Raw genomic sequence first — 15,311 nt, 5'->3', positions numbered from 1 at the left:
GCGAGGAAGCTGGTGAGAGGTCGATGAGCAGGGCGCGCAGTCGCCTCGCGGTGCGTTACTTCGACGATCGCGTTCTCCTCACCGACTCGGCGGCCTGGGCCTACTTCCGGCTGCCGACGGTGAGCTACGAGTTCCTCACCCCCGAGGAGCGCGAGGCGCTGGCCACCAACGTCACGATCGCGCTGGCCGCGATCAGGATGCCCGACGCAGAGGTGCACCTGCGGATCGCGCACCGGGCCTATCCGGCGGCCGAGTGGGCGATGGCGCTCAACGCGACCTCCGACGAGGGCCCGGGCTGGCGGGAGTACCTGGAGGAGATGTACCGCCACGTCTGGGCCAAGGACTTCTGGAGCAAGGAGATCTACCTCGGCGTACGGCTCGGGCCGCGCGGCGCGCAGCTCGGCACCGGCGTGCTGGCCCAGCTCTTCGGCTTCTACCAGCGCAGCGAGAAGGCGCTCGGCATCGAGGACGACCACGTGCCGGACAAGGAGATCGCCCGGTGGACCGAGGCCGCGGAGCGGCTCGGCCGGGCCCTGGCCTCCAGCGCGCTGTACGCCCGCCACGCCACCTCCACGGAGATCGCCTGGCTGTTCCAGCACGCGGCGGCGGGCGGTCTCGGCGAGCCGCTGGCCTCGGCCACGCCGCGCCGCAGGTGGGGCAAGGGCGAGATCGAGGCGCTGGTCGAGGGGCAGATCCACAACGGCAGGTCGCTGCTGCGGATCGAACAGCCGGCCGGAGACTCCTACACCGCGCATCTGTCGTTCGCCCGGTTCCCCGATCTCATGCCGTTCCCCGACGGCGAGCCGTGGCTGCACTTCGCCGACCAGTTGCCGTTCCCGGTGGAGGTCTCCAGCCGGATGCGGCTGATCCCCCCGGTCAGGGCGAGCAAGGACGTGGCGCGCAAGCTGGCCCACGCCCGCGACATGGACATCCACATCCGTGAGGCGGGCGCCGAGGCGCCGCTCGCGCTGGCCGAGCAGATCGACGCCGCCCGCATGCTGGAGCACGGCATCACCAAGGAACGCCTGCCGTTCGTGTACGGCTGGCACCGGCTGAGCGTCAGCGCGCCGACCGAGGAGATGTGCGTCCAGCGGGTCGAGGCCGTCGTGGAGCACTACCGCGACCTCGGCATCGACGTCGTCAACTCCACCGGCGACCAGTTCTCGCTGTTCTGCGAGGCACTTCCCGGCGAGCGGCTGCGGGTCAACGCGTACGCCCAGCGGCAGCCGCTGCGCACGATCGCGGGCGGCATGGCCACCGCGACCGTCGAGCTCGGCGACCGGGTGGACGAGTCGAACGCCGGCTGGATCGGGCCGTACGTCGGGGAGACGCTGGGACGGGCGCGCAGCATCGTGCACTTCGACCCGCTCGTCGCGGCGGCGCGCAACCGCCCGACCGCCATCGCGATCACCGGCGAGCCGGGCGGCGGCAAGACCACGCTCGCGCTGCTGCTGATCTACCAGATGGCGCTGCGCGGCGTCACGATCGCGGTCATCGACCCCAAGGGCGACGCCGAGTCGCTCGTACGGCTGCTGCGCAACCGGGGCCGCAAGGCCAGGGTCATCCCGCTGGGGTCGGCCGCGCCGGGCCTGCTCGATCCGTTCTCCTTCGGCGACGACATCGCGACGAAGAAGACGATGGCGACCGAGACCCTGCGGCTGCTGCTGCCGAGGATGTCGGAGGAGCGCGAGTCCGCCATGATCCAGGCGGTCGCCGCGATCTCCAACGAGCCCGACCCCTCGCTGGGCAAGGTGGTGGACCACCTGGAGCAGTCCACCGACCCGGCGTCCAAGAACCTCGGCGCCGTGCTGCGGTCGATGTCGGAGATGCACCTGGCCAGGCTGTGCTTCGACGCCTCGGGCGGCGAGCAGATCGACACCGAGGGCTGGACGACCGTGTTCACGCTGGGCGGCCTCACGCTGCCCGACGTGATGACGGTCAGGGACGACTACTCCTATGAGCAGCGGCTGTCGGTCGCGCTGCTCTACCTCGTGTCGCAGTTCGCGCGCCGCCTGATGAACGGGCTCGACCGGCGTACGCCGAAGGCGATCTTCCTCGACGAGGCGTGGGCGATCACGTCCACCCCCGAGGGCGCCAAGCTCGTGCCGGAGGTCTCCCGGATGGGCCGCTCGCGCAACACGGCGCTCGTCCTGGTCTCGCAGAACGCCGGCGACCTGCTCAACGAGCAGGTGACCAACTGTCTGTCGTCGGTCTTCGCGTTCCGTTCGACGGAACGCGTGGAGGTCGAGCACGTGATGGAACTCCTCGGCGTGGACGCGTCGGAGGAGCACAAGGCGGTGCTGCGCTCCCTGGGCAACGGGGAGTGCGTCTTCCGGGATCTGGACGGCCGGGCCGGCCGTATCGGGGTGGACCTTATCTCGGAGGAACTGCTGCGCTGGCTTGACACCAATCCGACACACGACAAACCCAACGAGAACGTGCATGATCTTCTTGACGGGGGCTCCGGTCGGTCGGGGGTCGCGCAGGAGGTGCGATCGTGAGCGTGGGCAGGAACGGTCCGAAGGGTCGCACCAGGGAGGGTGCCAGACGCGGCAGGAGGATTCGCCGGAGCCTGGCGCTGCTGTTCGTCGCGTTCGTGGCGTTCGTGACGCTGCCGCTGGTCTTCCCCACCGGCACGGCGAGCGCGGTCGGGCCCTGTGACCTGTCGCCCAACCTCGCTCCCGAGATCGTGGGCGGCGGAGTCGACGGGCTGGTCCAGCCGCCGTCGACCGAAGAGGCGACGGCCACCGGCCAGGGGGCACAGCAGAACACCACGCAGGCGCCGAAGCAGCCGGCGACCAACTACGAGCGGTACGGCATGGCCGGCCAGTTCTGGCACACCTACGACCTCGGGTGCTCCGACGTCACGGCCGTGCTCGGCAACGCGTGGGCCAACACGGTCTTCTCGTGGGCCAAGGCCGTCGACCGGCTGACGATCAGCACCTACCAGGCGGCGGCCACCGAGGGCCCGCTTCAGCCCATCAAGGACGTCGCCGACGAGATCGTCACCAACCTCGCCAACGCGATGTACTGGCCCTACCTGCGGCCGATCGTCATCCTCGGCGCGATCTGGCTGGCGTGGTACGGCCTGATCCGCAAGCGCGCCACGACGACCACCGAGGGCGTCATCTGGATGGTCCTCGCGGTCACGGTCGCCATCTGGTTCTTCAGCCGCCCGGGTGACTTCACCAGCCTCGGCAAGACCGTGACCGACAAGACCGGCGAGATCGTGAACTCGGCGTTCTCCGGGCTGCCGGGGGCGGGCGGGGCGTCCTGCCTGCCGATGGAGGAGACCGCGCCGGGCGAGGTGCCGAGCGCGCCCACGGCGGGCGGCTACGGCCGCCAGGGCACGCCCGGCGTGGCGCAGAACGCCGACGCGCTGTGGTCGGTCCTGGTCTGCAAGCCGTGGCTGATGGGCGAGTTCGGCACGGCCGACCCCAACGCCGGTCTCGTGAAGGGCCTGGGCGCGAAGACCCTGAACCTCCAGGCGATCGATGCCCAGGAACAGGCGGCCGGCCAGGTCCCGAGCACCGACGAGCACCAGAAGCGGTTCGAGGAGGAGATCGCCAAGCCGATGCAGAGCACCCCGGCGTACTTCCTGTTCCAGGGCAAGGACTGGACCAGCCGCCTGGGCATCGCGATCGGCGCGTTCATCGCGGCGATGGTCGCCGGTCTGCTCATCTTCCTCGTGGCGGTGTCGCTGCTCGTCCTCAAGGTCGGCTTCCTCCTGCTGCTGATGCTCGGGCCGATCTTCCTGCTGATCGGCGTGCATCCGGGCTCGGGCCGCATCATCGCCATGCGCTGGGTGGAGATGCTGGTCGGCACCCTGCTGCGCCAGGCCGTGCTCGCCCTGGTGCTCGGCGTCCTCGTGTACGGCTACGCGCTGATCATCTCGACCACCCTGCCCTGGGGCATGCAGATCCTGTTCATGGCGCTGCTGACGATCGCGGTCTTCTTCTACAGACGGCCGTTCCAGCACCTGTTCGCCTCGATGGACGGGCACACGCTCACCACCCGGATGCTCGGCGAGGCCGCCACCGCGCCGACCCTGTCGCGGGCGGCCAACGCGCTGCCGCCGGTCGCGGCGGCCCGGGCGGCCCGGTGGGGCCTGCGCAAGGCCGAGCCGGTCATCGGCGCGGCCGCCATGGCGACCGGTGCGGGCACGGCGGCGGCCGCCGCGGCGGGGGTGGCGCAGGGCCGCGTGCGCGGCGAGGAGGGCGCGGGCAACGTGCCCGCCCAGGCCGGAGCGCGTGCGGGGGCACAACCCGCGCCGCTCGACGCCGACGCGCAGGGGGCCGGTCGCCGCAAGGCCGGGGTCACCGCCTCACGTCCGGGAACGGCCCCGCCGCTCAACCTGTCGGGGGTGCGTCCCGCCGGGTCCGCACGGGCGTCCATGCCGTCCGGTCCGGGCATGTCCTCCGCCGTCCGGGCCGCGTCGGCCGCGGCGTCGTCCGGCGGAAGCCCGGCGGCCCCGCCGCAGCGGGTCACCGGCGCCTCCGCCGCGCCCGCGCCGTCCGCGGCACAGTCCGCCGCGCCGTCCCGCGGCCGTCCCAGCGGCGGATCGAGCGGTGGTTCCAGCGGTGGTTCCAGCGGTGGTTCCAGCGGTGGGTCCGGCGGGGGATCCGGTGGCGGCTGGTTCGGCGGCAGGTCCGGTGGTGGCTGGGCCTCCCGGCCGTCGTCCAGCAGGCCGTCCGGTGGGAGCTCGGGCGGGTTCTTCGGCGGTTCGCGCGGCTCGTCGGGCGGGTCGAGCAGGTCGGGTGGCTCGGGTGGCTCGGGCGGGCTGTTCGGCGGCTCCTCCGGCAGGTCCTCGAACAGGTCGTCCGGTGGTTCGTCCGGTGGTCTGTTCGGCGGGTCGTCCCGGCGGGGCGACGGCGGCCGTTCCCGGCCCGCCCCGCCGCGTGACTCCGGTTCGTCCGGCGGCTCGTCGTCCAGCCGTCCCCGTTCGGCCGAACCGCCCCCGCTCTGGCTGCCGAGCAGGGGAGAGGGCACGCGCCGTGACAGCGACGCGCCGACCCCGTTCTGGGCCAAGCCCGCCGACGGCGACTGATGAGAAGCCGGAACAGCGATCGGGGGAAGGGGCTCGCCTTCGCGGCGGCCGTCGTGGTGCTCGCCGCCGTCGGCGTCTACCTCACGATGAGCCCGCCGTCGAGCTCCTCCTCCGAGGGCGACGAGCAGACGAGGGAGCAGTCCGTCGTGGCCACCCCGCGGGCGACGGCCGCCGTCCGGGAGCCCAGCCCGGTCGCCACGACTCCCGGCGCCTTCGACGTGTACGCGTACCTGCCGCTGTCGAGGGAGGAGATCGGCGCGGCGGCCGACCTGGCGCGCCGCTTCACCGAGGCGTACGGCACCTTCTCTCCCGGCGAGGAGCCGGCGGCGCGGGCCGACCGGCTGAAGCGGTTCGCGACCGACGAGTTCGCCGGTCAGCTCACCAGGACCGTCACCGACCCCGCGGTGGTGGAGCAGAACGAGGCCGATCAGGTGACCTCCAAGGGGTCGGCGAAGGTGACGACGATCCGCGACATGACGGCCGATCAGGTGGTGTTCGTCGTCGACTCGGTTCGTCACGTGACGGACAAGAACGGCCAGAAGGACGTGCCCGAGCAGTTCGCCGTGACCGTGATCAAGGCGGGGACCGACTGGCGGGTGTACGACCTGCAACTGGCCGACGCCGGTCAGGACGGGGACAGCTCGCCGTGACCACTCCGCCGCGCATCACTTCGTCCGGCGCCTCGACGCGCGTCGTACGCAGGCTCGCGTTGGCGGGGCGGGACTGGCGGACGATCGCCGTGGCCCTCATCGTGATCGTCCCGGCCACGCTGTTCGGCTCGATCATCCTGATGACCCCGAGCCCGTCGATCCTCTTCGGCGGCGGCGCGGCCGAGAACTGCGCGGAGGCGGCCACGGGGGAGGCCGCCGCCGACGTCTCGCAGACGGCCCAGGGGGACATCCCGAACGACTACCTGGAGCTCTACAAGAAGTTCGGCAAGCAGATCGGCGTGCAGTGGAACGTCCTGGCCGCCATCGGCAAGCGGGAGACGAACCACGGCCGCTCGACGCTGCCGGGCGTGCGCAGCGGCACCAACTACGCGGGGGCCGCGGGGCCGATGCAGTTTCTCATCAGCACCTGGGGCGGCCAGGCCAAGATGAAGATCGAGCCGGGCATCAACGGCTACGCCTCCGACGGCGACGGGGACGGCTACGGCGACATCTACAACCCGGCGGACGCCATCCTCGGCGCGGCCAAGATGCTCAAGCGCAACGGCGCGCCCGACGACCTCAGAAGGGCGATCTTCGTCTACAACCGGGCCACCTGGTACGTCGACCAGGTGCTGGAGATCGCCAAGCGCTACGCGGCGACCGGAGACATCGGCGTCCCGCCCGAGGCCGACCCGGCCTGCGACTCCGGCTACGTCGACAGCGCCCCCGACGACGTCGTACGCAAGATCCTCGAGTACGCTCTGGCGCAGCGGGGCAAGCCGTACCGGTGGGGCGGCACGGGCCCCGACGCCTTCGACTGCTCGGGGATCATCTACATGGCCTACCGCAACGCGGGTCTGACCATCCCCCGCACGACCTTCGGCCAGTGGCCCTTCGGCGAGAAGATCGAGGAAGGCCAGGAGCAGCCCGGCGACCTCGTCTTCTTCAACGCCGGTCCCGGTACGTCCAAGGACAGTCCGGGGCATGTCGGGATGGTCGTGTCGCCCGGCAAGATGATCGAGGCGCGGTGCACGCTGTGCGGGCCCATCAAGATCTCGACGTACCGCGACCGGCCCAACATCGTGGGCTTCACCCGGCCGCTGGAGAACGAGACGGTCATCGCGCAACTGAAGCGGGCGCAGACGTGACAGAAACACGGCTCGTCGTCGGAGCCGCGATCGTCGAGGGCGGCCGCCTCCTGGCCGCCCAGCGGTCCGGACCTCCGGCGCTGCGCGGTGGCTGGGAGTTCCCCGGTGGGAAGGTCGATCCGGGGGAGGACGAGCGCGCGGCGCTGGTGCGCGAGTGCGCCGAGGAGCTCGGGGTCCAGGTTGTCCTCGGACGCCGCGTCGGCGGCGACTGGCCCCTGCACAGCGGCTACCTGATGCACGTGTGGCTCGCCACCGTCGTCGCGGGCGTGCCCCGCCCGCTGGAGCACCTCGCGCTGCGCTGGCTGGAGCCGCACGAGTTGTACGACGTGCCCTGGCTTCCGGCGGATCTGCCGGTCGTCGCCGCGATCGAGAAACTGTTGCCGAGCCGGGATGTATAGTCGCCGAATCGTTCGCAAGATCCGGCTTTGCTCCTGCTTTTACCGAACTACAATCGGTCTTGACCTCGAAGCCGGGCCGACAGGAGGCGAGCCGTGATCGGACGCGCGTACATGAGAGCCGCGTCCTCGGCTGTCGCGTCTGTGGCCATCGCCACGCTGGCGATCATTGCCGTGGGTCCGGTGATCGGCGCCAACGCCGACCCGGTGGAGCCGTGCGACCCCACTCAGGACCCGCAGTGCGCCGTGGTCACGGTCACCGTCACCCAGACGCCGCCGGCCACCTCCTCGGCGAACGCGAGCCCCACGGCCGAGCCCGTGGTGACCAAGACCGTCACCATCACGCCGACGCCGAAGCAGACCAAGACCAAGACGCCCAAGCCGGCCACGACGACGACCGCTCCTCCCGCGTCCACCACGGAGCAGAACCCGCCGCAGTCGACGCAGACGCTCCCCACGCAGACCGACCTCTCCGTCCCGGAGCCCAGCCCGAGCCCGGAGGACAACGGGCAGGTGAGCCTGCCCCCCGCGTCGACCCCGACGCCGGACACGGTGCAGCAGACCCCCAGCACGGGCGTGTCGTTCGAGCAGCCCGATCCCGAGACGGTGCCGATCGAGATCCGCAATGCGTCTCCCGAGTACGACAAGCCGACGCTGGCCCACCGGCTCGCCATCCCCGCCGGGGTGCTCGTGGGCATCGCGCTGATCGCCTGGCTGATCTTCGAAGGCCGGCTCCGCAGGATGGCGCACGCCGCCGCGGTACGGCGAGGAGGCCCGGCCGCGGCGCGGACGCCGGCTCCCGAGGCGGCGGCCTACCCGGCGGCGGCCACCCCCGGCTACGCCCCGATGATGGGCTTCGTGCCCGTCCAGCCCTACACCGTGAGCTATCCGCAGCAGCCGTACGGCTACCCGGTGCCGTACGGCTACGCCCAGCCGTACGGGTACCCGGTTGCCGACCCCGCCCAGATGCAGGCGCAGCAGGCGCAGGGCCAGCAGTACCCGGGCGCGGCCCCGATGCCCCCGGGCGCGGCGGATCCCTGGAGCCAGGCGGTCGGTGAGGCCCAGGCCGGGGTCTGGACCGAGGCCACCCGGCCCGGCCACCTTCCGCAGCCGCCCACGGGCGAGGACCCGGCCACCGGGCGCTGACCAACAGAAAGGCGCCGATCGGACGGACCGATCGGCGCCTTTGCAAAGGCTCAGCGCTGGCGCTTGAAAATCTTCGAGCCCAGCCAGACCAGCGGATCGTACTTCCGGTCGACCACGCGCTCCTTCATCGGGATCAGCGCGTTGTCGGTGATCTTGATGTGCTCGGGGCAGACCTCGGTGCAACACTTGGTGATGTTGCAGTAGCCCAGGCCGTGCTCCTCCTGCGCCGACTCCTTGCGCTCCAGCACGTCGTACGGGTGCATGTCGAGCTCGGCGATCCGCATGAGGTAGCGCGGGCCGGCGAAGTTCGGCTTGTTCTCCTCATGGTCGCGGATCACGTGGCAGACGTTCTGGCACATGAAGCACTCGATGCACTTGCGGAACTCCTGCGAGCGCTCGACGTCGACCTGCTGCATGCGGTACTCGCCCGGCTTCACGTCGGCGGGCGGCGTGAACGAGGGGATCTCGCGGGCCTTCTGGTAGTTGAACGACACGTCCGTGACCAGGTCCTTGATGACCGGGAACGTCCGCAGCGGCGTGACCGTGATGGTCTCGCTCTCCTCGAAGGTGGACATCCGGGTCATGCAGCCCAGCCGGGGCTTGCCGTTGATCTCCATCGAGCACGAGCCGCACTTGCCGGCCTTGCAGTTCCAGCGGACCGCCAGGTCGGGGGTCTGCGTGGCCTGGAGCCGGTGGATGACGTCGAGGACGACCTCGCCCTCGTTCACCTCGACGGTGAAGTCCTCCAGACGGCCCTCGCCGCCCTCACCGCGCCAGATGCGGAACTTCGCCTTGTATCCCATCACGACTCCTTGACCGCGGCGTCGTATTCCGCCAGCTCTTCCTCGGTGAGGTACTTCTCCAGCTCGGAGCGCTCGAACAGCCTGATCAGGTCGGGGCGCATGGGCGGCTGGACCTTCTCCTCGATCCGCACGCCCGACTCGTCCGGGGCCAGCGACACGAGCAGCAGCTTCCTGCGCCACTCCGGCGACATACCGGGGTAGTCGTCGCGGGTGTGGCCGCCGCGGCTCTCCTCCCGCAGCAGCGCGGCCTTTGCCACGCACTCGCTGACCAGCAGCATGTTGCGCAGGTCGAGCGCGAGGTGCCAGCCGGGGTTGTAGATCCGGCTGCCCGAGGAGGCGGCGTTCTTGGCCCGCTCCTTGAGCTTCTCGACGACCTGGAGGGCCTCGCTGATCTCCTCGGACTTGCGGATGATGCCGACGAGGTCGTTCATCGTGCGCTGCAGCTCGTGGTGGACCTCGTACGGGTTCTCCCCGCCGCTCCGCTCCAGTGGGGCCAGGGCCTCGGCCTTGGCCTCCTCGATGCCGGTCACGGTCGGCCGCTTGGCCAGCCCGTCCACGTACGCCGCGGCTCCCGCGCCGGCCCGGCGGCCGAACACCAGCAGGTCGGACAGCGAGTTGCCGCCGAGGCGGTTGGAGCCGTGCATGCCGCCGGAGACCTCGCCGGCCGCGAACAGTCCGGGGACCGACGCCGCGCCGGTGTCGGCGTCCACCTCGACGCCGCCCATGATGTAGTGGCAGGTCGGGCCGACCTGCATGGGCTCCTTGGTGATGTCGACGTCCGCCAGCTCCTTGAACTGGTGGTGCATCGACGGCAGCCGCTTGATGATCTCGGCGGCGGGCAGGCGGGTGGACACGTCGAGGAACACGCCGCCCTGCGGTGAGCCGCGCCCGGCCTTCACCTCGGCGTTGATCGCCCTGGCCACCTCGTCACGGGGCAGCAGCTCCGGCGGACGGCGGTTGTTGGCCTGGTCGTCGTACCAGCGGTCCGCCTCCTCCTCGGTCGTGGCGTACTTGTCCTTGAACACGTCCGGGATGTAGTCGAACATGAAGCGGCGGCCCTCGGAGTTGCGCAGGACGCCGCCGTCGCCGCGCACCGACTCCGTCACCAGGATGCCGCGCACCGATGGGGGCCAGACCATGCCCGTCGGGTGGAACTGGATGAACTCCATGTTGATGAGCTTCGCGCCGGCGAGCAGGGCCAGCGCGTGACCGTCACCGGTGTACTCCCAGGAGTTCGACGTGACGACGTACGACTTGCCGATGCCGCCGGTGGCAAGCACCACGGCGGGGGTGTCGAAGACGATGAAGTCGCCCGTCTCACGCCAGTAGCCGAAGGCCCCGGAGATGGCGTCGCCGTCCTTGAGCAGCCGGGTGATCGTGCACTCGGCGAAGACCTTGATGTACGCCTCGGGGTCGCCGTGCAGCTTCTCGTCCTCCTGCTGCAGGGCGACGACGCGCTGCTGGAGGGTGCGGATCAGCTCCAGGCCGGTGCGGTCGCCGACGTGGGCGAGGCGCGGGTACTCGTGGCCGCCGAAGTTGCGCTGGCTGATCTTGCCGTCCTTGGTGCGGTCGAACAGCGCGCCCCAGGCCTCCAGCTCCCAGACGCGGTCCGGGGCCTCCTTGGCGTGCAGCTCCGCCATGCGCCAGTTGTTGAGGAACTTGCCTCCGCGCATCGTGTCGCGGAAGTGCACCATCCAGTTGTCGTTCGGGTTGACGTTGCCCATCGCCGCGGCGGCGCCGCCCTCGGCCATGACCGTGTGGGCCTTGCCGAACAACGACTTGCAGACGATCGCCGTCCGCTTGCCCTGCTGCCGCGCCTCGATCGCCGCACGGAGCCCCGCTCCACCGGCCCCGATGACGACGACGTCGTATTCGTGACGCTCCACTTGAAATCCTTAAGCGAACGGGAAGTTGATGACGCCCTTGGCGACGAGCCGGACGTACAGGTCGGCGATCATGACCGAGAACAGCGAGGCCCAGGCGAACTGCTGGTGCCTGGCGTTGAGCTTCGAGACCAGGGTCCACGCCTTGTAGCGCAGCGGGTGCTTCGAGAAGTGGTTCAGGCGCCCGGCGGTGATGTGACGGCACGAGTGGCAGCCGAACGTGTAGCAGAGAATCAGGGCCGCGTTCGCGAGCAGAATCCAGCTGCCCAGCCCGGCGGGCTTGTGCACCAGCGCGAGCACCGCGTCGTACGTCAGGATCAGGCCGATGACGATGGCCAAGTAGAAGAAGTAGCGGTGGATGTTCTGCAGGATCAGCGGCAGACGCGTCTCGCCGGTGTACTTCCCGTGCGGCTCGGCCACGGCGCAGGCCGGCGGCGACAGCCAGAACGACCGGTAGTAGGCCTTGCGGTAGTAGTAGCAGGTGAGCCGGAAACCGCCCGGCAGGCCGAGGATCAGTATCCCGGGCGGCAACGTGTACCAGTCGCCGAACGGGGCGAGCCCGAACAACCGGGCCCCCTCGGGACAGGACGTCGCCAGACACGGCGACGAGAAGGGCGCTATGTACGGGTCGACGAAGTAGCTCTTGTCGAAGATCGCCCAAAATCCGTAAATCAAGAACAACAGGAGTCCGGCGAACGTGAACGCCGGAGCCAGCCACCATCGATCGGTTCGAAGAGTGCGCACCCTGATCTGCGCGCGTTGTTTCCTTGCCGCGCTCTCGGCCGTTGTCTGGGTCATCGGAGACCTTCCACCCTCACTGACTCCGCGCACGCCGGAGTGACCGCGCCGTACTGCTCAGGCCGTGCGCGTTATTGGTGGGGCACACATTACGACGAGCACATCACGAAGTGTGAGGAGGGTCACTCCTCCCCGCTGTGATCTCGGTCACTTCCCCGGCAGCTTGACCACGGTCACGAAGAATTCGTCGATCTGCCGTACTACCCGGGTGAACTGGTCGAAATCCACGGGTTTGGCGATGTACGCGTTGGCGTGCAGGTTGTATCCCCGCAGGATATCCTGCTCGGCCTCCGATGTGGTGAGGATCACAACGGGGATGGTCCGCAGCGAGGGGTCCCTCTTGACCTCCTCCAGCACCTCGAAACCGTTGACGCGCGGCAGGTTGAGGTCGAGCAGCACCAGGTCGGGCCGGGGCGCCGAGTCGTACTGCCCCTCGCCGCGCAGGTAGGCCAGCGCCTGCTCGCCGTCGTTGACCACGTGGAGGTTGTTGCCGACCTTGTTGTAGGAGAACGCCTCCTGGCAGAGCAGGACGTCGCCCGGGTCGTCCTCGACCAGGAGGACCTCGATCGGGCGGAACTCACTCATCGGCGCTCACTCATCGGCGCTCACTCATCTGCGCTCACTCATCAGGGTCTCCCAAGGCCGGCAGGGTCCAGCGGAACGTGGCTCCGGCGTCCTCGCTCGTGTCGAGCCAGATCCGGCCGCCATGATATTCGACGATTTTGCGGCACAGGGCCAGTCCGATGCCCGTCCCGGGATAGACGTCCCTCGGGTGCAGACGCTGGAAGATCAGGAAGATGCGGTCGGCGTACTTCGGCTCGACGCCGATCCCGTTGTCCGAGCAGCTGAACTCCCACATGTCGCCGTCCCGCCGTACGCCGATGTGGACGCGGGGAGGCTCCTCGGAGCGGAACTTGAGCGCGTTGCTGACGAGGTTCTGGAAGAGCTGGGTCAGCAGCGTGCGGTTGCCGACGACCTTGGGCATGTCGTCGTGGGTGACGGTCGCGCCGGTCTCCGACAGCCGGGCGTCGAGGTTGCGCAGGGCGCCGGCCAGCGCGTCGCCCGTGTCCATCTCCTCTCGCTCGCCGCCGACCCGGCCCACCCGCGAGAAGTCGAGCAGGTCGTTGATGAGCAACTGCATGCGGCGGGCGCCGTCGACCGCGAAGCCGATGTACTGCCGGGCGCGGTCGTCGAGCCGGTCGGCGTAGCGCTGCTCCAGCATCTGGGTGAAGCTCGCCACCTTGCGCAGCGGCTCCTGCAGGTCGTGGCTGGCCACGTAGGCGAACTGCTCCAGCTCGCGATTGGAGCGCTTGAGCTCCTCGGCCTGCTCGGCGAGCTGCTGGCGGGCCTCGACGGACGACTGCCACTCGGTCATGATCCGGTGGCGCATGCCGTCGATGTGACCCGACAGCTCCCACAGCTCGGCCGGCCGCTCGACCCCGAGCTCGTGGTCGAAGTCGCCCGCGGCCACCGCCCGGACCTGCCGGGTCAACCGCGCGATAGGGCCGGTGACCGCCCGGCGCACGATCAGCGCGCAGAACACGATCGCCAGCACCATCGCGCCGGCCAGCGCCGCGATCGCCACATAGATGGTGTTCCAGCCGGAGTAGAGCCGGTCCCTGGCGACGTCGTGCAGCCGCCCCAGCAGCGCCTGCTGCGTGTCGAGCGCGCTCCTGACCGCCGAGAAGCGCTGGAGGTTGTTCTTGGCCAGGTCGGTGAGCGAGCCCGGACCGCTCTTGAGGGTCCGCTCGACCACGGGCTCGGCGTAGTCGCGCCGCCACGCGGTCGTGGCATCGGTGATCTGCCGGATCTGGCGGCGGACGCCGTACCCCTGGGGCAACTGGGGGACGAGCCTGGCGATCGCGTCGGTCGCCGACCGCTCCTCGGAGACCCCCTGCCGGTAGGTGTCGAGGTACTGCTGCTCGCCGGTGAGCCCGTATCCGCGGATCGCGCCCTCCTGCGCCTGCACCGCGCGGGCGATGCGCAGCGTCTGCAGGGCGGCGGGGTCGACCGCGTCGACGAGGGTCTGCCGGGCCTCGTGCGTCGTGGAGAGCGCGAGCAGGATGGCGCTGACCGCGATCACGAAGATGAGCAGGACGCCCGCTCCGGCGAGCACGAACCACCGGCTGACGGGCAGGCGCGCGCCCCGTGCGGGCGGCGCCAGCGGGGGCAGCGGGGCCGGTGCGGCCGCATGCGCCTCCTCGTGCGCCTCCGGCGCGCTCATGCCCTGCTCTCCCGTACGTCCTGCTTCTCGTGGCCGCGGGCGACGAGGACGGCCGCGACGTCGTCGTGCATGGCGCCGTCGAGACTGGCGATGATGCGGTCGAGGTCGATCCCCGCCTGGGCGCGGATCAGGTTCGCGAGCCCCTCGGTGCCGAGCAGGTCGCGGTTCTCGCCCACCGTGGCCTCGATCAGCCCGTCGGTGTAGAGCAGCAGCGACCACCGATCGCCCAGGGTGACGTCGATGGGCGTCCACACGATGTCCGGGAAGATCCCGAGGGGCGGGCCCGACGGCGTCTCGGTGACCACACCGAGCACGCCGTCGCGCAGCAGCAGCGGCGGCGGATGGCCGATCACGTGCAGACGGGCGGTGGTCAGGTCGGGGGCGATGGTCGCGGTGCACATCGTGGTGAAGATCTCCGGCGACTTGCGCTCGTGCCGCAACAGCGTGTCGAGCGTGCGCAGCACGTCGTTGCCGCTCTGCCCGGCCAGCACCAGCGTGCGCCAGGCGATGCGCAGCGCCGTGCCGAGGGCGGCCTCGTCGGGCCCGTGCCCGCACACGTCGCCGATCAGCACGTGCACCGCCCCGTCGGGCGTCTGCACGGTATCCCAGAAGTCACCGGCCAGCAGCCCGCCCGAACGCCCGGGAAGGTAGCGGGCCTGATGGTGGAGAAGCTCGGGGTCGAGCAGGGAGACGGGCAGCAGGCCGCGTTCGAGCCGGGAGTTCTCCTTGCTGACGATGCGTTCCTGCAGCAGTTCGCGCATGGCGAGGTCGGCGCGCTTGCGCTCGATGGCATAGCGGATGGCACGGATCAGCAGCCGGGCGTCGACGTCCTGCTTGACCAGGAAGTCCTGCGCTCCGGCGGCCACCGCCTCGATGCCGACGTGCGCGTCCCCGAGCCCGGTGAGGACGAGCACCGCCGTGTCCGTGGCCATGGCGAGGACCTGCTGCAGCGCCTCGAGCCCGGACGCGTCGGGAAGGGAGAGGTCGACGAGCACGCACTGCACGTCGTCGGTGAGCCGCGCGCGTCCCTCGGCGAGGGTCCGCGCCCAGGTGATCTTCGGCGGCCTCTCGGCGCCCGCCAGCAACTCCTCGACGAGAAACGCGTCACCGGCGTCGTCCTCGATCAGCAGGAGGGTGAGCGGATCGGGCAGATCAGGGGAGACCGGGGTCACGAACGCCTCTCGTCAGCGTCGGCATCATCGTCGTGCAGCATCGTG

Annotated in this window: 12 protein-coding genes; 6 read left to right on the top strand and 6 right to left on the bottom strand. The window is 70.3% G+C overall.

The genetic code is table 11. The features are described from left to right. Nucleotides 1–23 precede the first annotated feature (23 nt). From FLW16_RS33650 to FLW16_RS33625, 6 genes are all read left to right on the top strand, one after another. Nucleotides 24–2,501, top strand: coding sequence for an ATP-binding protein (locus FLW16_RS33650; protein ID WP_142564304.1), 2,478 nt, complete (start codon nucleotides 24–26; stop codon nucleotides 2,499–2,501). Next, nucleotides 2,498–5,047 (top strand): type IV secretion system protein, encoded by a 2,550-nt coding sequence (locus tag FLW16_RS44070; RefSeq protein ID WP_260615860.1) that lies wholly within the window; start codon nucleotides 2,498–2,500, stop codon nucleotides 5,045–5,047. Before FLW16_RS33650 ends, FLW16_RS44070 begins: the two co-directional genes overlap by 4 nt. Beyond that, on the top strand, nucleotides 5,047–5,697 hold the full coding sequence (locus FLW16_RS33640; protein ID WP_142564302.1) for a hypothetical protein: 651 nt from the start codon (nucleotides 5,047–5,049) through the stop codon (nucleotides 5,695–5,697). The genes FLW16_RS44070 and FLW16_RS33640 overlap by 1 nt, the downstream gene beginning before the upstream one ends. After that, a complete protein-coding gene (locus tag FLW16_RS33635; RefSeq protein WP_260615859.1) occupies nucleotides 5,694–6,845 on the top strand; it encodes a bifunctional lytic transglycosylase/C40 family peptidase in 1,152 nt (383 codons plus the stop codon). Before FLW16_RS33640 ends, FLW16_RS33635 begins: the two co-directional genes overlap by 4 nt. Further along, nucleotides 6,842–7,243: a (deoxy)nucleoside triphosphate pyrophosphohydrolase gene (locus tag FLW16_RS33630; RefSeq protein ID WP_142564300.1), complete on the top strand. Its 402-nt coding sequence runs from the start codon at nucleotides 6,842–6,844 to the stop codon at nucleotides 7,241–7,243. The genes FLW16_RS33635 and FLW16_RS33630 overlap by 4 nt, the downstream gene beginning before the upstream one ends. Before the next feature lie 93 nt (nucleotides 7,244–7,336). Further along, nucleotides 7,337–8,386 carry a hypothetical protein gene (locus FLW16_RS33625; RefSeq protein WP_142564298.1) on the top strand — a complete coding sequence of 350 codons (1,050 nt, stop codon included), beginning with the start codon at nucleotides 7,337–7,339 and terminating at the stop codon, nucleotides 8,384–8,386. Between the two features lie 50 nt (nucleotides 8,387–8,436). On the opposite strand, the gene FLW16_RS33620 is transcribed toward FLW16_RS33625, so the two are convergent. The 6 genes from FLW16_RS33620 to FLW16_RS33595 form a co-directional block, all read right to left on the bottom strand. Then, nucleotides 8,437–9,189 (bottom strand): succinate dehydrogenase/fumarate reductase iron-sulfur subunit, encoded by a 753-nt coding sequence (locus tag FLW16_RS33620; RefSeq protein ID WP_142564296.1) that lies wholly within the window; start codon nucleotides 9,187–9,189, stop codon nucleotides 8,437–8,439. Beyond that, nucleotides 9,189–11,075, bottom strand: a complete 1,887-nt coding sequence (locus FLW16_RS33615) for a fumarate reductase/succinate dehydrogenase flavoprotein subunit (protein WP_142564293.1) — start codon at nucleotides 11,073–11,075, stop codon at nucleotides 9,189–9,191. Before FLW16_RS33615 ends, FLW16_RS33620 begins: the two co-directional genes overlap by 1 nt. Before the next feature lie 9 nt (nucleotides 11,076–11,084). After that, nucleotides 11,085–11,870 (bottom strand): hypothetical protein, encoded by a 786-nt coding sequence (locus FLW16_RS33610; RefSeq protein WP_142564291.1) that lies wholly within the window; start codon nucleotides 11,868–11,870, stop codon nucleotides 11,085–11,087. 147 nt (nucleotides 11,871–12,017) lie between these two features. After that, on the bottom strand, nucleotides 12,018–12,455 hold the full coding sequence (locus tag FLW16_RS33605; RefSeq protein WP_142564289.1) for a response regulator: 438 nt from the start codon (nucleotides 12,453–12,455) through the stop codon (nucleotides 12,018–12,020). Between the two features lie 34 nt (nucleotides 12,456–12,489). Further along, nucleotides 12,490–14,094: an ATP-binding protein gene (locus FLW16_RS33600; protein ID WP_142564287.1), complete on the bottom strand. Its 1,605-nt coding sequence runs from the start codon at nucleotides 14,092–14,094 to the stop codon at nucleotides 12,490–12,492. After that, a complete protein-coding gene (locus FLW16_RS33595) occupies nucleotides 14,091–15,266 on the bottom strand; it encodes a PP2C family protein-serine/threonine phosphatase (RefSeq protein ID WP_142564285.1) in 1,176 nt (391 codons plus the stop codon). The genes FLW16_RS33600 and FLW16_RS33595 overlap by 4 nt, the downstream gene beginning before the upstream one ends. Nucleotides 15,267–15,311: the final 45 nt, after the last annotated feature.

The sequence above is a fragment of the Microbispora sp. KK1-11 genome (assembly GCF_006874435.1).
Lineage (GTDB): Bacteria > Actinomycetota > Actinomycetes > Streptosporangiales > Streptosporangiaceae > Microbispora > Microbispora catharanthi.
The sequence above is the reverse complement of the archived record's forward strand: the minus strand, read 5'-3'. Positions and strand labels throughout refer to the sequence as shown.